General features: G+C 41.1%; 20 protein-coding genes and 2 tRNA genes. 15 read left to right on the top strand and 7 right to left on the bottom strand.

The features are described 5' to 3' along the window. Positions 1 to 197: 197 nt before the first annotated feature. Positions 198 to 1,046, top strand: coding sequence for a DUF72 domain-containing protein (locus IT970_RS06365; protein ID WP_118844191.1), 849 nt, complete (start codon positions 198 to 200; stop codon positions 1,044 to 1,046). 13 nt (positions 1,047 to 1,059) lie between these two features. Beyond that, positions 1,060 to 1,554 carry a M48 metallopeptidase family protein gene (locus tag IT970_RS06360; protein ID WP_118844190.1) on the top strand — a complete coding sequence of 165 codons (495 nt, stop codon included), beginning with the start codon at positions 1,060 to 1,062 and terminating at the stop codon, positions 1,552 to 1,554. A 9-nt stretch (positions 1,555 to 1,563) separates the two neighbouring features. Here the strand turns inward: IT970_RS06360 and IT970_RS06355 are convergent, their stop codons facing one another. Further along, positions 1,564 to 2,580 (bottom strand): DUF5924 family protein, encoded by a 1,017-nt coding sequence (locus IT970_RS06355; protein WP_162898031.1) that lies wholly within the window; start codon positions 2,578 to 2,580, stop codon positions 1,564 to 1,566. 248 nt (positions 2,581 to 2,828) lie between these two features. Between IT970_RS06355 and IT970_RS06350 the strand changes: the two genes are divergently transcribed. Continuing rightward, on the top strand, positions 2,829 to 3,221 hold the full coding sequence (locus IT970_RS06350) for a hypothetical protein (RefSeq protein WP_143474495.1): 393 nt from the start codon (positions 2,829 to 2,831) through the stop codon (positions 3,219 to 3,221). 46 nt (positions 3,222 to 3,267) lie between these two features. On the opposite strand, the gene IT970_RS06345 is transcribed toward IT970_RS06350, so the two are convergent. Next, positions 3,268 to 3,948, bottom strand: coding sequence for a DUF3334 family protein (locus IT970_RS06345; protein ID WP_036969376.1), 681 nt, complete (start codon positions 3,946 to 3,948; stop codon positions 3,268 to 3,270). Positions 3,949 to 4,066: 118 nt separating this feature from the next. Between IT970_RS06345 and cmoA the strand changes: the two genes are divergently transcribed. From cmoA to IT970_RS06320, 5 genes are all read left to right on the top strand, one after another. After that, complete coding sequence (cmoA, locus tag IT970_RS06340) at positions 4,067 to 4,792, top strand: carboxy-S-adenosyl-L-methionine synthase CmoA (protein ID WP_036971611.1); 726 nt, start codon at positions 4,067 to 4,069, stop codon at positions 4,790 to 4,792. 26 nt (positions 4,793 to 4,818) lie between these two features. Next, complete coding sequence (gene cmoB, locus IT970_RS06335; protein WP_036969378.1) at positions 4,819 to 5,787, top strand: tRNA 5-methoxyuridine(34)/uridine 5-oxyacetic acid(34) synthase CmoB; 969 nt, start codon at positions 4,819 to 4,821, stop codon at positions 5,785 to 5,787. Positions 5,788 to 5,980: 193 nt separating this feature from the next. Further along, positions 5,981 to 7,033: a phosphoribosylformylglycinamidine cyclo-ligase gene (gene purM, locus IT970_RS06330; protein WP_036969381.1), complete on the top strand. Its 1,053-nt coding sequence runs from the start codon at positions 5,981 to 5,983 to the stop codon at positions 7,031 to 7,033. Further along, positions 7,033 to 7,680 (top strand): phosphoribosylglycinamide formyltransferase, encoded by a 648-nt coding sequence (gene purN, locus IT970_RS06325; RefSeq protein WP_065979357.1) that lies wholly within the window; start codon positions 7,033 to 7,035, stop codon positions 7,678 to 7,680. The genes purM and purN overlap by 1 nt, the downstream gene beginning before the upstream one ends. Further along, positions 7,625 to 8,437, top strand: coding sequence for a DUF3108 domain-containing protein (locus tag IT970_RS06320; protein WP_083422938.1), 813 nt, complete (start codon positions 7,625 to 7,627; stop codon positions 8,435 to 8,437). Before purN ends, IT970_RS06320 begins: the two co-directional genes overlap by 56 nt. Before the next feature lie 19 nt (positions 8,438 to 8,456). On the opposite strand, the gene IT970_RS06315 is transcribed toward IT970_RS06320, so the two are convergent. Then, a complete protein-coding gene (locus IT970_RS06315; protein WP_036969389.1) occupies positions 8,457 to 9,221 on the bottom strand; it encodes a class II glutamine amidotransferase in 765 nt (254 codons plus the stop codon). Between the two features lie 336 nt (positions 9,222 to 9,557). Between IT970_RS06315 and fadE the strand changes: the two genes are divergently transcribed. Continuing rightward, entirely contained in the window at positions 9,558 to 12,014 is a 2,457-nt protein-coding gene (fadE, locus tag IT970_RS06310) for an acyl-CoA dehydrogenase FadE (RefSeq protein WP_036969391.1), read from the top strand. Here the strand turns inward: fadE and IT970_RS06305 are convergent. Together IT970_RS06305 and IT970_RS06300 are read right to left on the bottom strand one after the other, a co-directional pair. Next, positions 12,011 to 13,096 carry a DUF6136 family protein gene (locus IT970_RS06305; RefSeq protein WP_206770814.1) on the bottom strand — a complete coding sequence of 362 codons (1,086 nt, stop codon included), beginning with the start codon at positions 13,094 to 13,096 and terminating at the stop codon, positions 12,011 to 12,013. The two genes, fadE and IT970_RS06305, sit on opposite strands and share 4 nt — an antisense overlap. 8 nt (positions 13,097 to 13,104) lie before the next feature. Next, complete coding sequence (locus IT970_RS06300) at positions 13,105 to 13,695, bottom strand: ATP-binding cassette domain-containing protein (protein WP_196857690.1); 591 nt, start codon at positions 13,693 to 13,695, stop codon at positions 13,105 to 13,107. Between the two features lie 147 nt (positions 13,696 to 13,842). Here IT970_RS06300 and IT970_RS06295 point away from each other — a divergent pair, with 147 nt between their 5' ends. The 3 genes from IT970_RS06295 to IT970_RS06285 all read left to right on the top strand — a co-directional run bounded on the left by IT970_RS06295 (position 13,843) and on the right by IT970_RS06285 (position 17,027). Further along, positions 13,843 to 15,768, top strand: a complete 1,926-nt coding sequence (locus IT970_RS06295; RefSeq protein WP_196857689.1) for a S9 family peptidase — start codon at positions 13,843 to 13,845, stop codon at positions 15,766 to 15,768. Positions 15,769 to 16,069: 301 nt separating this feature from the next. Further along, positions 16,070 to 16,507 (top strand): SulA-like leucine-rich domain-containing protein, encoded by a 438-nt coding sequence (locus IT970_RS06290; RefSeq protein WP_036969400.1) that lies wholly within the window; start codon positions 16,070 to 16,072, stop codon positions 16,505 to 16,507. 40 nt (positions 16,508 to 16,547) lie between these two features. Next, entirely contained in the window at positions 16,548 to 17,027 is a 480-nt protein-coding gene (locus IT970_RS06285; protein ID WP_196857688.1) for a YchJ family protein, read from the top strand. Positions 17,028 to 17,198: 171 nt separating this feature from the next. Here IT970_RS06285 and IT970_RS06280 read toward each other — a convergent pair whose 3' ends face one another. After that, positions 17,199 to 17,498: a DUF6172 family protein gene (locus tag IT970_RS06280; protein ID WP_036969405.1), complete on the bottom strand. Its 300-nt coding sequence runs from the start codon at positions 17,496 to 17,498 to the stop codon at positions 17,199 to 17,201. 158 nt (positions 17,499 to 17,656) lie between these two features. Then, on the bottom strand, positions 17,657 to 18,172 hold the full coding sequence (locus IT970_RS06275) for a VC2046/SO_2500 family protein (RefSeq protein ID WP_065979363.1): 516 nt from the start codon (positions 18,170 to 18,172) through the stop codon (positions 17,657 to 17,659). 112 nt (positions 18,173 to 18,284) lie between these two features. On the opposite strand from IT970_RS06275, the gene IT970_RS06270 reads away from it, so the two are divergent. The 3 genes from IT970_RS06270 to IT970_RS06260 all read left to right on the top strand — a co-directional run bounded on the left by IT970_RS06270 (position 18,285) and on the right by IT970_RS06260 (position 19,925). Beyond that, positions 18,285 to 18,369, top strand: a tRNA-Tyr gene (locus tag IT970_RS06270). A 48-nt stretch (positions 18,370 to 18,417) separates the two neighbouring features. Further along, positions 18,418 to 18,502: transfer RNA gene (locus IT970_RS06265), tRNA-Tyr, on the top strand. A 409-nt stretch (positions 18,503 to 18,911) separates the two neighbouring features. Next, positions 18,912 to 19,925, top strand: coding sequence for an IS110 family transposase (locus IT970_RS06260; RefSeq protein WP_065979998.1), 1,014 nt, complete (start codon positions 18,912 to 18,914; stop codon positions 19,923 to 19,925). Positions 19,926 to 19,976 lie beyond the last annotated feature (51 nt).

Genomic DNA, 19,976 nt, shown 5'->3' with positions numbered 1-19,976 from the left:
GCCTGCTCTTAAGAGTTCGCTATTTTGAGAGCAAAAGCCACTATACAAAGTAATCATTTAAGGCTGAGCATTATACCCAAACCATCTCAAAATGCGAGTACCAGCAGTGCGCCAAGAAGCCTAAATATGCGCACTGACTTCTGAGCATTCATTTCTTTTGTTACACTACGCGCAGTTTAAATTTATTGGTTGATTTAATGCTGTACTTAGGTTGTCCGCAGTGGTCTAGCACCGCATGGAAAGGAAATTTACTCTCTAGTCACTGTAAAAGTGCCGACATGCTCAACGAGTACGCGCACACCTTCAATTCGGTTGAGGGCAATACCAGCTTTTATGCTGACCCAAGTCACGAATCATTATTACGCTGGTGCGATGCTGTACCCAACGACTTTAAATTCACCTTTAAATTTCACCGACGCTTTAGCCATGAATTACAACTCACCAATATAAACAATGAGCTAAATGCATGGCTGACCCTGTTTGAACCTATTTTTGCCAAAACTGGGCAAATTATGTTGCAGTTACCAAGTGCCTTTGGCCCTAATGCTCTGCCCCTGCTGACTAATTTTATTGCCCAGTTACCCAAACACCTCAATTATGGTGTTGAAGTACGCCATCCCGCGTTTTTTCAAAAAGGTGATGCTGAAATTCGCCTTAATCAGCTACTAATTGAAAACAACATTAATCGCATAAGTATGGATACACGGGCTTTATTTGCAGTGCCCGCAGAAACAGATGCATTGATTGATGCGCAAAAGAAAAAGCCTTATTTGCCTGTACATGCTATAGCAACGGGCAGTAATCCGATGCTGCGCTTTGTGATTGCAAGCCTTAACCATGAATACAAATCGTATTACCAACCTTGGCTTAAAAAAATAAAACAATGGCTTGAGGAAGGTAAATCACCGTATGTGTTTTTTCATACCGCCGATAACCGCGAATCGCCACTATTGGCGAGGCAATTTTGCCAAGATTTAGGTTATAATCACCCGGTACTCGCGCCTTTTACAGGTGAGCGAGAAGCCAGCCAAAGCAGTTTATTTTAATTTCAGAGTGCATATGAAAGACTACAGCCGTTATTTTCAAGGTTACCCGCCCCATATCGTTGACCAAGTATTACAGCTTTTTAGTAATGACAAAGCCGCACAGTATTTAAAAGGTAAATACCCTGACGCGCATAACATCACCAGTGATAAAGCCTTATACAATTATGCAACCGAGCTTAAAAAACGTTACCTTAAAAACGCCCTGCCTTTTGGTCGTGCCGCGTTTAAAAAACAAGGCGATATGGTCACCAATGCGTTAGGTACGCATACTTTTCGTATGCAAGGCAAAACGCGTAAGCACGACCTAGCCATTAACAGCGACTTACTATGCGCACCAGAGCCGTTATTAAAAGCATTGGTTGTTCACGAACTTGCACATTTTAAAGAAAAAGATCATAACAAAGCGTTTTATCAACTCTGTTGCCACATGGCGCCGCAATACCATCAACTCGAGCTTGATTTAAGAATATTCAGTGTGTTGGTAGGTGAAGGGAAAAATCCGTACTGAAGCTATCTGCTAAACTTCAGTAACCTCAAACCTTCTTTGCCCTATCAGCTGCCCTGATTCGGTAACCACTTTAACGACCCATTTTCCTGCGGGATTAGCAGGGAAATTCGTTTTGTGGCTCCATGCTCTATAGCCTTCTTTACGACCGCCGGAAATATCCAGGGCTATGCGTTCAACTTCTTTACGATTATGCACCCAAACATGGAAGACTTTTTCATTTAAACCTCTTGGGGCTTTAACTGCGCTAAAGCTGTATAGACCTTTTTGATGTAAATCATACTCGGTTAACTTTTGGATAGGCTCTATTGGTTTACGGGCTTGTTCATCAAGCTGATACGACACGCTCATATCGGTTAAACGCAGTGCCGCAGGCGGCACAAAGCTACGTAATTGCCAAAGCCCGGCACTTAAAGCGCAAAGCAATAGCACCAACAGCGGGAAACGCCACCATTTTGCATTCGGCATCAAATTGCCAAGACTTGGAATTGTTAAAATAACAGCCGTGATCAGCGCAATTTCAAAACTTTGACTGGTCGTTAATTTTAATAAAATAGGTAAGGTAACCGACAACACGACAAACAAAGAAAAGCTATGAAACACACTAAACCAGACACTGTGCCTTGCGAGCTTTTTGTAATAGAGGGGATCAACAACAGAAACGAACGCACAAAGAATGATTAAGGCGGTAAACGCAGCCTGACCATGATCCCAGGTTGTCACCGCTAAGAAAAATGGTAAAGCAAAAAACAGGCTTTCTTGCTGCACAACTTGCAGCGCAAAGCGCATCACGTTGGGCGACACCGCCACACCAAAACGCTCCTCTACTTTATCTCTTAGCCAGTTATCTATTAACAACCACAACCAAGTGACTAATAACAAAATAGAGATAAGTTGCGAAAACGATTCTTTTCGCTCAACAAATACATAGCTTGCCACACCACTGCAAAACGCTAACACCGCCATCAACCCCGGCCGCTTCTGCATCATGAAAACAAATTTAGTTATAACGTTTTTTAAGTAATTCATGCAGTCATCAAATCCTTTTTAGGCTTTGTGAGTAAAGCATAAATTAGATGAATGTAGGCTTTAAAACGAGCTTTTAGTTCAAAGCTGTAAGATATTTAGATAAAGTTAACGAGCATCGAGTATTTTTTCTAAAAGGAACAAATGAAATGTTATATAGAGTCTTGATAATACTTTTATTACTTTTTAAGTGTACAACTGCGAATGCTTTTGAAGATTATAACTTTCTAAATGGTGAATGGACTTGCAAGATGAAATCAGTATTAGAAAACGATGCAATACTTGAAGTTGATAGCCACATAACTACTTCAATTAAAAATTTAAACTCATACGCAAAAAGCTTTTTTAAAATTTATTTTAAGCAAAACCCTGATTTGGCCTCTATTATCTCTGTTGAATCGTCAGAAAAAATGGATTTTGAGGGTGATATCATGATCAGCTTTGATTCTAAAACCCATAAAACAGATTTAATCAAAGATGAGCTAAATATCTTTTCACCAGAATCTGTGAAAAGCTTTACTCGAGGGCCTTCAGTGACAGTTAAATCAAAAATTCAAAAGATAGACGATGAGACTATTACGTTAATTGGGATCCCTGCTAAAGATGTTATCAATTGCTTTAAAGCACAAAAAAGCGCGGTCTAAACCGCGCCTCTGTTTTATCTAACAGCTGAAAGCCCAAGTCGTTGAGTTACAACCCTAATTCAGCCATAAAATCATCATCGGCATCGTCTGCTTGTGATGCTGCTTTTTGCTTTTCAGCTTTTTGTTTTGCTTCGTTTTCAATGATGTCATCAGGGTCAACCGCTTCTGAAATATCAAAGTCATGAAGCTTGATAAACTCAGTTTTATCCATCGCAAGCTCAAGATAGAAGATATTTTGCTTCGATGTAGTGAATGTCACGCGGCGTGCTTGTGGTCTATCCATAGTGGTATCAACCGAAATCTGTACTTGCTTGTTGATTGCCATCATCTTAGGTTGGTTTTGGGTGATAGACGTATGCAATTGGTCACGTACTTTAGAAGTAAAGTCACCCACGATTTGGTTCATCAGCTCACCAAGTACGTTGGCAACGTCGTCTGATAAATGGCTATTGGCTATTTCTTCTTCTGGCATACCCATACTGCGCATATAATCATGGTAAATTTCCATCGCCGCTTGTGCCGTGAAGTTTGTTACCACCAGGCCTGTAAAACCACCATCGAACAATACAAAACAACCTATATCTGGGCGCATGCAGGTACGGGTAATTTTTTGTACCATAGCCGAATAGCTAATTTTATTGCCACTTGCTGACGATAATACGCCGGTTACTGAATGACACAGAGTTGATAAGATATCTTCTGTACTGATCACTTTGCTTTTAGTCATTAAACTTCTCTTTCTTGTACTTGTTATTGATAATTCTAGCCAAGCTACTGAATTTATCACTGACTATCCAGCTAAAAATGCTAAAATAGCGGTATTATTTTTTAAAGAGACTGTTCACGTGACGCAAAAAGACAGTATTTATGCCACTGAGCAAGCGGTTAAAGACTTTAGTTTTGACCAACATGTAGTTGAAGTATTCCCAGATATGATCCAGCGTTCGGTGCCGGGTTATGCCACTATTGTTAGTACCATGGGAAAACTAGCTGGTGAGTACGCACAAAGTAACTCAAACCTATATGATTTAGGCTGCTCGTTAGGCGCTGTAACATTAAGCATGCGCCGTAATATTCGTACAGATAACTGTAATATCATTGCGGTAGATAACTCACAAGCCATGGTTGAGCGTTGTAAACTGCATTTACAAGGCTTTCGTTCTGAAGTACCCGTTACAGTTACCCTTGGTGATATTAACGATTTAGCCATTGAAAATGCTTCTGTTGTAGCAATGAACTTTACCCTGCAGTTTATTCCGCCTGAAAAGCGCCACGCAGTGCTTGAGAAAATCTATGCTAATTTAAAGCCCGGTGGCGTGTTGCTGCTTAGCGAAAAAATTAAAGGTGAAAATGAGCAATGCAATAATTTGCTGATTGATTTACACCATGATTTTAAACGTCACAACGGTTACTCAGAACTTGAGATCAGCCAAAAACGCACAGCGATTGAAAATGTTATGCGCCCTGATCATTTGAGTACTCATTTAGCACGCCTCACTGAGATTGGCTTTAGCCAAACCCAAGTATGGTACCAATGTTTTAATTTCTGCTCGATGATTGCCATCAAGTAACAGCACAACGATATAAAGAGTATTTCATGTCTCAATGGTTTAACCAATTTTACGCTGCAATAGCACAAAGCCCGCTCAGTCATTGGCTCGAAACCTTGCCTGCTCAACTTAAGCATTGGGAGCAAGAAGCAAGTCATGGTGATTTACCCAAATGGCAAAAGGTATTAAAAAACTTACCAGAAATCAGTACGGATCATGTAAACCTGCAAGATAAAGTACAGATAGGCACAGGCGATGAGTTATCAGAAGGTCAACAAAAGCAGCTCACCCATTTATTAAAACGCATGATGCCTTGGCGTAAAGGCCCATTTAGCTTACACGGTATCGACATTGATACTGAATGGCGCAGCGATTGGAAATGGGATCGTTTGTTGCCGCATATTGAGCCATTAAAAGGCCGTACAGTACTTGATATTGGCTGTGGTTCTGGTTACCACTTATGGCGTATGCGTGGTGAAGGTGCCAACTTTGTGGTGGGCATTGACCCCTCTGATCTATTTTTATGCCAGTTTCAAGCGATTAAACATTACCACCAAGATGACAATGTTCACTTATTACCACTCGGTGTTGAAGCACTGCCAGAGCTTAAAGCGTTTGATACCGTGTTTTCGATGGGGGTGTTATATCATCGTCGCTCGCCTATCGACTTTTTAGCCCAATTAAAAGCACAGCTTCGTCCTGGGGGTGAATTAGTGTTAGAAACGCTGGTTGTCGAAGGTGACGAACACACGGTACTTGTGCCCACCGATCGTTACGCAAAAATGCGCAACGTGTGGTTTATTCCAAGTACGGCAGCATTAAAGCTGTGGATGGAGCGCGTTGGTTTTAAAGATGTCCAAGTTAAAGATTGTGCAATCACCACACTTGAAGAACAACGCAAAACCCAGTGGATGGAAAACGAGTCACTGGTTGACTTTTTAGACCCCACCGACACCAGCAAAACGATTGAGGGCTACCCTGCTCCTCTGCGGGCTATTTTAACGGCGAAAGCCTAACCTATTTTACCCCTCTTTATTTAGGCGCCAGAACACACTGGCGCCTCTATCTTTACACCTTCATTCTCATTTTGCGGACAACTGTCCTTGTCAAGTCGGTTAAAGTGATTTTTCAACTAGCCGCGCCAGTGCAATTGTTGTAAAATACGCGCGTTTCTAAGCAACCCACATGCAACTTTTTTGAGGAAAACCTGTGAGCGAACAAAAACAGTCTCTTAGCTATAAAGACGCGGGCGTAGATATCGATGCCGGTAATGCACTTGTTGAGCGTATTAAAGGCGTCGTTAAAAAAACCAAACGTCCTGAAGTAATGGGCGGTATCGGTGGTTTTGGCGCACTTTGCGAACTACCAACTGGCTATAAAGAGCCTGTCCTGGTTGCTGGCACAGACGGTGTTGGTACAAAACTACGTTTAGCAATCGATCTTAAAAAGCACGATACAGTGGGTATCGACCTTGTTGCTATGTGTGTAAACGACCTTATTGTACAAGGTGCTGAGCCACTATTTTTCCTTGATTACTATGCAACGGGTAAATTAGACGTCGACACTGCAGCCGATGTTGTAACAGGTATCGGTAAAGGCTGTGAGCTTTCTGGCTGTGCGTTAATCGGCGGTGAGACTGCTGAAATGCCAGGTATGTATGAAGGTGAAGACTACGATATGGCTGGTTTCTGCACCGGTGTTGTAGAAAAGTCAAAAATTATCGATGGCACTAAAGTGGCTGCTGGCGACCAATTAATCGCTCTAGCATCAAGTGGTCCTCATTCAAACGGCTTCTCATTAATTCGTAAAGTACTTGAAGTATCAGGTGCTGACACAAGCGCTGACCTAGACGGCAAAACACTGGGCGATCACCTTTTAGAGCCAACTCGCATCTACGTTAAACAACTTCTTGAGTTATTTAAGCAGGTTGACGTTCACGCGTTATCGCACATCACAGGCGGTGGTTTCTGGGAAAATATCCCACGTGTTTTACCTGAATCTGCAAAAGCAGTGATCAAAGGTGACAGCTGGGAATGGCCTGTAATTTTCAACTGGTTACAAGAAAATGGCAACATCACAACTCACGAAATGTACCGTACATTTAACTGTGGTGTTGGCATGGTATTAGTTGTTCCAGCCGATAAACTTGAGCAAAGCCTAGCGATTCTAAAAGATCTTGGCGAAAATGCATGGCATATCGGTGAAATCCAAGATGCAAAAGCTGGCGAAGAGCAAGTTGAAATTTTAGGTGGCCGTGATTAATGGCCCCTTGTCGTCTTGTTGTATTAATTTCTGGTAGTGGTTCGAATCTTCAGGCCATCATTGATGCCTGTGGACGTGGTGAAATTAACGCCGATATCGCCGCTGTAATTAGTAATAAAGCCGACGCCTATGGCCTTGAACGAGCAAAGAATGCAGGTATACAAACACGTGTACTTAGCCATAAAGACTTTGACTCACGCGAGGCCTATGATGCAGAGTTAATGGACATTATTGACAGTTTTGAACCAAATCTGGTTGTATTAGCTGGTTTTATGCGTATTCTAACACCTAACTTAGTGCAAAAATTTAAAGGAAAAATGTTGAACATTCATCCTTCTTTGTTGCCTAAGTACCAAGGGCTGAATACCCACCAACGAGCGATAGATGCAAAAGATGATGTTCATGGCGTTAGTGTTCACTTTGTGACAGAAGAGCTAGACGGTGGTCCCGTTGTGCTTCAAGCCAAAGTGCCGGTACTCGAAAACGATACCGCAGAAACACTCGCACAACGTGTTCATCAGCAAGAACATATAATCTATCCTTTGGTGGTCAAGTGGTTCAGTGAACAACGACTCAAGATGGAAGCAGATTATGCAGTTTTTGACGAAAAACAACTTCCTGCACACGGCGCGCACTACCCAGAATAAAAATCGAAGTGCCCTACTCGCGTGTGTGGGCACTTTATTACTTCCTACCAGTGTTTTAGCTGGCGATCTCACTCAATACCAAGCCAAATACGATGTACTTCGTAAAGGTGAAACCCATGGTAAAGCAGTACGCGAACTTAAAAAAACAGCCAACGATAGCTATGTGCTAACTTATCATAGTGAAATCGAATGGATGATATTTTCTGATTCACGAAAAGAAACTTCAAAATTTACCTATCAAGATCAAAAAGTATCGCCTTTAAGCTACACAATGGAGCGCTCTGGTACAGGACCTGATAAAGAGTACACATTAAAATTTGATGCTGCACAAAAGCAAGTGAACAGTAATCAAAGTAAATACCCGCTAAAATTTGATTGGTCAGATGATTTTCAAGACTCTCTGTCGTACCAAGTTCAAGTGCGCGAAGAGTTAAAGCAAGGTAAAACCCAGCTTTCATACCCATTAGTAGATAAAAAAGGAAATCTGCGTAGCTACGACTTTGAAGTCATTGGCACCGAAATGATTTCTTTACCAATCGGCAATATTGAAGCCATTAAAGTAAAACGCTTATACGATAACGATAAACGTCAAGCCCTTGCTTGGTTTGCTCCCGAAATGGATTACATGTTAGTGCGTATGTGGAAAGGCGAAAAAGGCGTGGAACAGTTTGAAGTACAACTTAACTCATTCACAGTAACAGCACCTGTGAGTACGCCGACTGCGGTTAAGCAAGAAATGAGTAACGAAGCGCCGTAAAAGCGCTTCGATGTTATCGTTATATTTTCTCGCCCATTTTAAATAGCACGAACTCACCTGGTTCCATTTTTTGCCAGCGCTCATCGTGGGTAAGTGGTCGGGTTGCAATGACAGTAACCACATCATTCGGTGTGGTTTCTTTTTGAAAATCAACCACCATATCAGCATCAATTAATGTGGCTTTGCCAAACGGCGCACGACGGGTGATCCAATGCAGATTATTAGTACAATAAGCCAACACATACACGCCATCCGTTAATAGCATATTAAACACCCCCTTTTCTCGCAGAGTATGGGCGAGTTTTGCGGCATAACGGAAAACCGACGCCATGTTGGATGGGCGCTTAGGGTACTTTTCACGAATTTTATCGAGTAGCCAGCAAAAAGCCAATTCACTGTCGGTGTTGCCAACTGGCCGATAGTAATCAGGCTTTAAGTCATGATAATTAGACAACTGACCATTATGTGCGTAAGTAATTTCGCGGCCCCATAATTCACGCGTGAATGGGTGTGTATTTTCAAGACACACGCGGCCACGATTGCCCTGACGAATATGACTAATAACCGAAATACTCTTTATAGGATACGCTTTAACAAGCTTCGCAATCTCAGATTGGCAGCTTGGCTCAGGATCCTTAAACGTACGGCAGCCTTTTCCTTCATAAAAAGTAATGCCCCAGCCATCTTTATGTGGTCCGGTGTTACCGCCACGTTCTAATAAGCCTGAAAAACTAAAACAAATATCCGTTGGTACATTGGCAGACATGCCAAGCAACTCACACATAGAACTCTTTACCTATAAAACTAAATGAAGGAATGGCATTAATAGCGAAGCTGTGCCAGCAGTTATTGTTAAACATAGCGACACTATTAGCAACTACCCTATTTGTATTTTATTAACTATCTGGTTGAACACGCTAAATTTTTACTTTTATCAACATTATTATTTATTAAATCGCAATAATAAACCCGAATGCCAATCTGGTTGTCTGCTCATCATGGTTTACACTGTAAAAAAATGAACAGGTAAAATTAGTTTTATCCGTGTCCCCCTCTTGATAATTAGCGTTTCTAGCGCTACTCTAAGAGAGGTGGTCTGACCTCTATTAAGGAATAATCAATGACTCTCTTATTTTTACTTGGTTTACTCGTGCTGCTTAGTATTGCGAGTTACCACAGAGCAAGCTGGAATACCTGCTTAGGTATTGCCATTGCGACCTTACTTGTTGGCACTTTTGCTGGCGCGTTTGGCGCAATTAGTTGGCTACTATTCTTATTAATTGCTGTGCCACTTTCTGTGACTAGCATTCGTCAACAATACATTATCAAGCCTATTTTTGCTGCATTTAAAAAAGTAACTCCGACAATGTCGGATACAGAAAAATCAGCAATCGATGCCGGTACAACATGGTGGGAAGCGGATCTATTCTGCGGCCGTCCTGACTGGAATAAATTACATCAATACCCAGTACCCAAACTAACCATTGAAGAGCAAGCCTTTATTGATGGTCCTGTTGAAGAAGTATGTGGCATGCTTGATGATTGGCACGCAACTCATGAATTAACCGATTTACCACAAGATGTTTGGCAATATCTAAAAGATAATAAATTCTTTGCCATGATCATCAAAAAAGAATACGGCGGTTTAGAGTTTTCTGCGTTTGCACAATCATGCGTACTGCAAAAGCTTACGAGTAAATCAACACTACTTTCTTCAATTGTTGGTGTGCCTAACTCGTTAGGTCCAGGTGAGCTGCTTCAGCACTATGGTACTAAAGAGCAAAAAGATCATTACTTACCACGCTTAGCAAGTGGTCAAGAAATTCCATGTTTCGCCCTAACCTCACCTGAAGCCGGTTCAGACGCGAGTGCTATTCCTGATTACGGTGTCGTATGTAAAGGTCAGTGGAATGGTGAAGAAGTGGTAGGTATTAGCCTAACATGGAATAAACGTTACATTACCCTTGCACCTGTTGCGACAGTGCTTGGTCTTGCTTTTAAATTACAAGATCCAGACGGTTTATTAGGTGATGACAAAGAGCCAGGTATTACTTGTGCGCTCATCCCAACAGACACCCCTGGGGTTGAAATTGGTCGTCGTCACTTCCCGCTAAATGTTCCATTCCAAAATGGTCCTACTCGCGGTAAAGATATTTTCGTTCCACTAGATTACATCATTGGTGGCCCTAAAATGGCTGGCCAAGGCTGGCGTATGTTGGTTGAATGCTTATCGGTAGGCCGCGCAATCACCTTGCCGTCTAATTCAACGGGTGGAATTAAAACCATCGCACTTGCTACTGGTTCATACAGCCGCATTCGTCGTCAATTCCGTTTACCTATCGGTCAAATGGAAGGGGTTGAAGAGTCACTCGCAAAACTTGCAGGTTATGCCTACAGCTCTGATGCCGCAGTCAGCATGTCGACCGGTGCCGTTGACCTTGGTGAAAAGCCGTCAGTGGTATCAGCTATCATTAAATACCACTTAACAGAACAAATGCGTGAAGCAACCATTCACGGCATGGATGTTCACGGTGGTAAAGGCATTATGCTTGGTCCAAACAATTATTTAGGCCGTGGTTACCAAGGTGCGCCAATTGCAATAACAGTTGAAGGTGCAAACATTCTTACGCGTAACATGATCATTTATGGTCAAGGTGCAATTCGTTGTCATCCGTTCGTACTTACTGAACTAGGTGCATGCTCGATTGAAGACCGCGAAGAAGCACTTGCAGTATTCGACAAAGCACTTATGGGTCATATTGGTTTTACCATTTCGAACCTAGTACGTACTAAGTGGTTAGCATTCACCGGTGCGCGCTTTACAAGTACGCCGTACAAAGATGAAACCGCAGAGTTTTACCGCGTAGCGTCACGTTTTAGTGCTTCACTTGCATTAATGTCTGACATCAGCATGGCTGTGTTTGGTGGCTCATTAAAACGTAAAGAGCGTATCTCAGCACGTTTAGGTGACTTACTAAGCTACTTATACCTAGTGTCTGCAACACTTAAACGTTACAACGACGAAGGCCGTAAAAAAGAAGATTTTGCGCTTGTTCAATGGAGCTGCCAAGATCACCTTTATCACTGCCAACGTGCACTGGCTGACTTAATTAATAACATGCCGTCTGCTGCGCTTCGTGCGATGCTTAAAATCATGTTATTCCCATTTGGTCGCCCAGTACGCAAGCCAACAGATAAGCTTGAGCACAAACTCGCACACTTATTACAAGTACCTAGCGAAACACGTAACCGTTTAGCAAGTTATGTATACCTTAAAAATGAGCCACTTAACTTAGTGGGCCGTCAAGAGCAAACGCTTAAAGACGTACTAGAAGTTGAACCATTATTTGATAAAGTATGCCGCGAAAAAGGTGTAAAACTGCCTTTCTTCCAACTTGATAAAGTGGCACAAATGGGCCTTGAAGCAGGCATTTTAAGCCAAGCCGAAGCTGATAAATTAGCTGCTGTTGAAAAAGCTCGTCTCGATGTAATTAACGTAGACGATTTTGACCCAGCTGACCTCGTTGCAGGTAAAGCTGCACGTAGCGGAAATAACAGCAAAGCTGATGCAGCTTAAGCAATTAACGCTATTCCAATTGTTATAACACACCAAACCAGCGCAAAATGCGCTGGTTTTTTTTGCGCTAAAAGCTGCTGTAAAAAGCACCACACAGCAGCCAAAGCGACCAGCGGCCATTGTAAAACATTTAACAAAAGCATTGCCGCCAATGTCGCTGCACCATAAAACAGTAAACTGGGTATAAAATGACTTAAATAAAACCGTCTGTACTGACCATTTGTTTGAAAAAACATTCGGTATTTTTGAAGCACTGCAAAGCAATCAAACTGTAATGAACTACTTAGTAATACACAGTTTGCCAACACCATAACCTGTATCGCATGATTAAAGTCGCTACGAATTTCAACTAGTTGCACTGCGGCTAATAGGCTTGCAGTAAACAAAGCACTTCGCCAAATTACACTCCAGCTGTGCTCCAAAAAGTAACTAATCCAAAATGAAGTGAGTGAACTAACCACACGTTTGTGACTGAGGTTCATGTTAGGAAAAAATAAACTCCCCATAAAACCAATTAAAAAGCCGCTATGGTAGTGTAAGGAATCTAAACTAAACGGTAAAAGAACCAGAATACTACACGCTAAAAAACCATAAAATAGCGAATAAGGTCTATAAATTACCATTAAACCGCACAGCCACTGCAACAGCATAAATAGAATAAAATGAGGAACCTGCAACCATTGCTGAAGACGAAGGTCAACGGCTATCAATAAGCTTGCCATTAACCACACATTACTGAGTAGTAAAAGCTTACAGTCGATTAAAATTAGCCAAGCAGGCTTAAAGATATGTGCTTGAAAGGCTCTATTTTCTGAGTTTGTTATAGCAGGAGCAACAGCCCATAACATAACGGCTTGCAGTGCCAGATAGAGCAAAGCTAACTGGGCGCTAAAACGGGCATGTTCATGGCTGTCTACAATTTTACCCAGCCCCAAAAATAACAATAGCGCGATGCCTAAAACCGCAGGCCCAAGCACTAACGCAAACAACAAACCAAAGTTTTTAAGCTGCGCCAGTAAGTTCTTAAGTGCAGTTGTATATGCTAAATAGCGGTAGCTCATTAATGCATTATAACGTGACAAGCTCTCTATCATAATGACGTACACTCAAAGCCTTGGTGTAAAAACACATCTGGCTCGTGGCTGGTTAAAATGATTTGCCCATCGGGTTTATCACTTAAATAGTTATCAAGCAAATTGAGTAAATAATGGATACTTGCTTGGTCAAGTGCTGCACTCGGCTCATCTAAAAGCAAATAAGGCGCCCGCTTCATAAACGTGATTATAAGCTGGCATTTTTTTTGATTGCCTGTCGATAATGCACTAAAACGGGTGTGTAAGTGTTCGCTGAACTTAAATCCGTTAATAAGGTCAATTGGCGCAGGCACATTTAAGGCTTTACAGGTCAGTTGAATAATTTGCTGAGCCGTTAAAAAATCAGGTAAACAAATGCGATCGCTGGCAATAGCCACATACTTTTGTGGTGAACTATGCTGTTTATTAGCATACATTATTTGCCCCGACTGTGGTTTTTCAAGGCCAGCAATTATCATCAGTAACGTGGTTTTGCCACTCCCATTGCTCGCCTGTAAGCACATTTTCTTACTGTTAAATTGCTTATTATAATTTTCGAACACGGTTGCTGTAGCAAAACGCTTATTGAGATTTTTTATTTCTATCATTGCCATTCCTTTGCGAAATTTAAATTGTAACACAGCAATGTCCCTAAAAAGTTACATGCTTTGTAACAATTATTTAGCTGCAAAACTTGCGTTTATATATTGAACAAGTAAGACTCAATAACGGAAAAATAATAAGGAATAATTAAAATGAAACCGAGTTTTCAACTAGCAGCCATTGCGTGTGCATTAAGCCTTGCATTAGCAGGATGTTCACAATCAAACCAAACGACCACCAGCGAAATTAGTCAGCAACAAGAACACACTATTAAACAGTATGACGCTGAAACATTTTTTGATACCACTTCAATTATGGGCAGCAGCTTTTCACCTAAAGGTGACAAAATCCTTGTTAGCAGTGATGAAAGCGGCATCTATAGCCTCTATGAAATTGATATTAAAACAGCGAACAAAACACGTTTAACAAACTTTGAAGACAGCACCTATGCTGTTCGCTATTTTCCAAATGATGAGCGCGTATTATTTACCAAGGACTCAGGCGGGAACGAGCGCTATCATATTTATGTACGTGAGACAGACGGCACTGTCAAAGACCTAACTCCTGGCAATGAAACTCGTGCCAGCTTTGCGGGCTTTACAGACGATGGCAAACACTTTTTTATAACGAGTAATCAACGCGATCCTAAGTTTATGGATTTATATCGCGTAGACAGTTCACGCTATGAAATAACACCTGTTTATCAAAATACTCTTGGTCTAGATGTCGGGGCGATTAGCCCTGATGGCCGCTTTATTGCCTTATCAAAAAATAACTCTAATAAAGACAGTGATGTGTTCATTCTCGATACAATGAAAAAAACGCTCAAACCTGAGCTAATCACTCGTCATGATAATGAAGCGCAATATGGCCCTGAAACATTCTCAAAAGACAGCAAGTCTCTGTATTACTCGACCGATGCAAAAGGTGAATTTTCACAGGTTTGGCGCTATGACTTAACGACAGGTGAGCACAGCCCCGCCCTAAAAGATGACTGGGATGTCAGCTTTATTTACTTCTCAAAATCAGGGCGTTACCAAGTAAGTGGGGTTAATGCTGATGCCAGTACTAAAGTGACAATCATTGACACAAAAACCAATAAACAAATCGATATGCCTGCCTTGCCCCCGGGCAATTTACGTGGTGTAAGCTTTTCAGCTGATGAAAAGAGCATGGCGTTTTACCTAAATTCAGATACCTCGCCAAGTAACTTATTTGTTTGGCAATTAGGCGAAACGAAAGCAAAAAAACTGACCCATACTTTAAGCGATGCAATTGATCAAAATGATCTCGTTGAAAGCACGATTGTGCGTTTTAAAAGCTTTGACGGTTTAGAAATCCCTGGCGTTTTATATAAGCCCAAACAGGCTAATAGTAATAATAAAGTGCCTGCTCTAGTGTGGGTGCATGGGGGTCCGGGCGGCCAGAGCCGCACAGGTTACAGCGCAATGCAGCAGCATTTAGTTAATCATGGCTATGCTATATTTGCTGTAAACAATCGCGGTAGCTCTGGCTATGGTAAAACTTTTTTCCATTTAGATGATAAAAAGCATGGCACAGACGATTTGCAAGATATTGTCTACGGGAAAAAACACTTACAGAGCTTAGACTGGGTTGATGCTGATAAAATTGGCATTATGGGTGGCAGTTACGGTGGCTTTATGACGGCAGCGGCGCTGGCTTTCGAGCCTGAAGAATTTAAAGTGGGTATTAATATTTTTGGTGTAACTAACTGGGTAAGAACATTAAACTCTATACCACCTTGGTGGGAAAGCTTTAAAAAAGCGCTGTACGATGAAATGGGTGACCCTGCAACTGATGGCGAACGCCATCGAGCGATATCTCCCCTCTTCCATGCTAAAAACATTACGAAACCACTGATGGTTATTCAAGGTGCAAACGACCCTCGTGTATTGCAAGTTGAGAGTGATGAGCTTGTTGCCGCAGTAAAAGCGAATGGTGTCCCCGTAGAATACGTGTTGTTCGATGACGAAGGTCATGGTTTTACTAAAAAAGAAAACCGTATCAAAGCATCAAACGCGTACCTTGAGTTTTTAAATACGTACTTGAAAAACTAAATTTTAGAAGCCGGTGTACACCGGCTTCTTTATCAAAACACCTGTATAAACCTCAAATATCCTGCATACAAACTACTGTATAAACTTCGATATAAAACACTATATATATTATTTCATCCATTTTTCACAAAATATCACACTGCAAAGAAACAAAATAACCAATTGTTTTTAAAGATTTAATTTTTTAAAATTATTAAAAGCTGAATAATTGGTTAAAAAAATAGCAAAAAAACACTTGCGCAAAAACACTGTATAAACTACTGTATACACATACTGTATAAACAACCAGTGAGTGAAAGTTATGTTACAGCCAATTACCTTAAGAACCGTTAAAAGCTATCAACAAGATAACGACAAAGCGTCGGTTAATTTAATTCAAATTGAAGACGAAATTTCAGCAACATTTGAGCTATTAAAGGTATTACATCACTATAACAGTCAAAGTGCGTGGACATTGTTAATTGCACCTGATCATGTGCCAAGTAAAGCATTACTCGATTCATGTTCAATCGACACCAGTAAACTGTTAGTGATCAGACAAAAGCACCTTGTGAATCTTGAATATGTGTTAAGTTCGGCGCTGCACAACGGTAACTTTGCCGCAGTGATCACCTGGACAGATATTGTCAGCAACAATCAACTAGATTCTATGACTCTTAATTTAGAACACGCATCTGCAAAGTTTTACTGCTTCACCAAAAGCAACCCATTAAACAATTTAGTACCGCAGCCACAATAGGCTTGCTAAAATAGCAATTTATTGTTTTAGGTAAGTTGTTATGACATCACTCACACACTCCCTTTGTCCTTGTGGCAGCAAACAAGATTTCTCGCTTTGCTGCCAATCTTTGCACGCAGGCGATAGCCAAGCGCAAACGCCGGAACAACTTATGCGTTCTCGCTTTAGTGCTTATGCCTTAAAAGATGCAAAATATGTCTTTACAACATACGCACAAAGCCAACAAACCGCTAACCCTGTTAGCGAAATCAAAGATTTTGCTAATAGCTGTCGTTTTACCAAGCTAAGCGTTTTAGATACTGAATATAACGAGCAAGAAGGTTTTGTAGAATTTAAAGCAAATTACTTTTACCAAAACTTGTATTGTGAGTTACACGAGAAATCGCGTTTTATTAAAGAAGATGGACTATGGCGTTACCTTGATGGTGAAATAACGCCCGTTGCTGATATTAAAATTGGCCGTAATGATGAATGCCCTTGCGGTAGCGGCAAAAAATATAAAAAGTGTCACGCAATTTAAATCACGGCTATTCACTTTTTATATAGCCAATCTAAACCTTGACTAGCCATTGTAGGGAAAGCCGTTGCGTGGTGGGCATGTGATATAAATCAACACAAAATAATGTCATTGTATTTCAGACAATAAAAATGGGCCTCAAGGCCCATTCTTAAATTCTATGAATTATAACGACTATTCTTCGTCAAATTCTTGTAACTGGCGTTGTGCTGGACGCGCTAGAATCTCGACATAAAACGATGTAAGCCCTTTTGCTTCAATATCGCTAATGCATTTATTAATTTCCGCCACATGAACGACTTTCGCGTCGTCAGCTGACTCTCCAAATTTACAATCAAATGCCCAGTAATCGGCATCTTCTGGGAGAGTTTTATTACGCTCACGTTTTAAATACTTCTTCACTTCGTGCTTAGCTGCATCAACCATGCGAGGGTATTTAATTTTCTCATGGTTAAGCGTGAATGTTTTCTTCATTATAGTCCTAATAACTTGGTTCAATGATAATGGCATAAAGCCATTTGGGCGCATTATAACAAGCACATAAAAAATTAGCTGTACTTTTTACTGATTTGCACCAATTTACCTATCTTTGTAAGTGTAGCGTACAAGGCGAGTATGACAATTTCAATTAATTAAGCAGTTGCCAATTGCAAAGGCTGATGAATCGCCTCGTCCGTTAAGCTGTCATAAAACGCAGCTGCATCCATTTGCATACGCTCTGTGGGTGCGTTTTTATCGTAATAGCGTTTTCTGACTGCTGGCTCACAGTTATCGATGACTTCTAACGGCACATGATTTTTATCATCGCGGATAGCAAGCGGCTCAGGACTGAGACAATTACGTAGGCGAATATCTGACAAGCCACCTTGTAAAAGTCGCAGCCCATTATTCTGCCCGATTAACATATCATATTGTTCAGGCGCTAATGGTTGTTTTGGGCCTGCCCCTAACTCATTTCTGAGTACGTGTTCTGAACTCTGAGTATCGGTTAATTCTGTTTTCGGTAAATGAAACTGGCTAAAATCAAGCGCATCATGAGACAGCATCGCCAATAATAAGGCAAACTCACCTTGGCGGTGTTCATGAACACTTTTGTTAAGACGATTATCAAGTTGACTCTCGTTGAGCAACAAACCATCAATTTGCATAGACTTTGGCCGAATAGTTTCAAGATTAACCAGTTATCGGCATTAATCTATTTTTCTTTAGTTTTTTTCTTTACTTAAAGAGCCAGTTTGCTATTATCAGCGCCGTTGCATTGGAGGGGTTCCCGAGCGGCCAAAGGGATCAGACTGTAAATCTGACGGCTCAGCCTTCGCTGGTTCGAATCCAGCTCCCTCCACCACTTTTCTACGCTCAGTTAAGTGGGGCCAAATGCAATAAAAATTAGTGTGGAGGGGTTCCCGAGCGGCCAAAGGGATCAGACTGTAAATCTGACGGCTCAGCCTTCGCTGGTTCGAATCCAGCTCCCTCCACCACTTTCCTTCTCTGCTAATTCACTATTCTATTTTTCATATTATTGTTTACTTCTCTTTTCCTAAATCGTTAAACTAAAAATACAGCTATTTTCAATTAAATTATCCTTTTGTTATACCATTACGCTTAATTATGTGGTCTATTTTGAGGCAATAAAACCGCGTTGATAACAAGGCAAAAATGTAGTTATTTAGTTGTTCTCGGCAATTGCTCCTGCATTGCTCTACCTCCTGCATCCATGCAGTCGTAAATCAGACATTTTTAACGCAGGTAGCGACTGGTTTAATCACTCAAAATGATTAAGTATTTTTGCGGATTAATGGAATGGACTCTCTCCACTCCCCAACGGCGTCATAATGCGCCATAGTAGTTTAGGGTAAGTTTTAGCGTAAACAAAGTAGAGAGAGTCACATGAATAAAATAACAATTGGATTAGATATCGCCAAGAACATTTTTCATTTAGTTTGGTTATCAAACTCGGGAAAAGTGCTCAAAAAGAAAAAGCTCAAACGCACTAACATGAAAGAGTATTTTTGTAATTTAGAGCCCGCAATTGTCGTCATGGAAGCGTGTGGCTCATCAAACTACTGGGCACAAAGTATTCAAAACTATGGTCATGAAGTGAAAGTTATCGCTCCACAATATGTAGTCCCTTACCGAAAAGGAAATAAAAATGATTTCAATGATGCAGAAGCGATAGCTGAAGCTTCACAACGAGTGAATATGCGATTTGTGCCAATAAAAAGTGTAGAGCAACAAGACATTCAACTGTTGCACCGTATAAGAGAGCGGCGAATAAAATGTAGAACGGCCTTAGTGAATCAAACCAGAGGCCTCTTAGCCGAATATGGTATTAGCCTCTCGCAAGGCGTTAATCAAGTGAGAAAGTCTATCCCCGATATTTTAGAAGATGCGAGTAACATGTTAACGCCATTGTCTCGTCGATATATAGCCAGTTTGTATGATGAATTAATTGAGGTAGATAAGTTAATCACGGATTTGGATAGCGAGATAAAAGCTTTAAGCCATCAGATAGAGCAGTGCCAGAAATTAGAAACAATGACAGGAATAGGTCCCATCATCGCAACAGCTTTGTATAGTGCAATAGGTGATGGTAAAACCTTTAAAAGTGGGCGTCATATGGCAGCTTGGCTGGGACTAGTTGCCAAACAGCATACGACTGGCGATAACCCCAAGTTAAAGGGAATAAGTAAACGAGGAAATACTTATTTGCGAACTCAGCTGATTAATGGTGCCAGAGCTGCGTTAGTCAAATCGGGGAGTAAAGCTGACAAGGTAAGCTTATGGGCAAATAACCTGCGGGAGCGGCTGCCATTTAATAAAGCAGTGGTTGCATTAGCGAATAAAATGGCGCGAATGGCATGGGCGATGACCGTAAAACAAGAGAGGTACAAATTTGTATAAAAACATTAACCGCAATTAAAAGACAAAAGTTCAATAGCAAAAATTGCAAAG

The sequence above is a fragment of the Pseudoalteromonas sp. A41-2 genome (assembly GCF_015767615.1).
GTDB lineage: Bacteria > Pseudomonadota > Gammaproteobacteria > Enterobacterales > Alteromonadaceae > Pseudoalteromonas > Pseudoalteromonas lipolytica.
The sequence above is the reverse complement of the archived record's forward strand: the minus strand, read 5'-3'. Positions and strand labels throughout refer to the sequence as shown.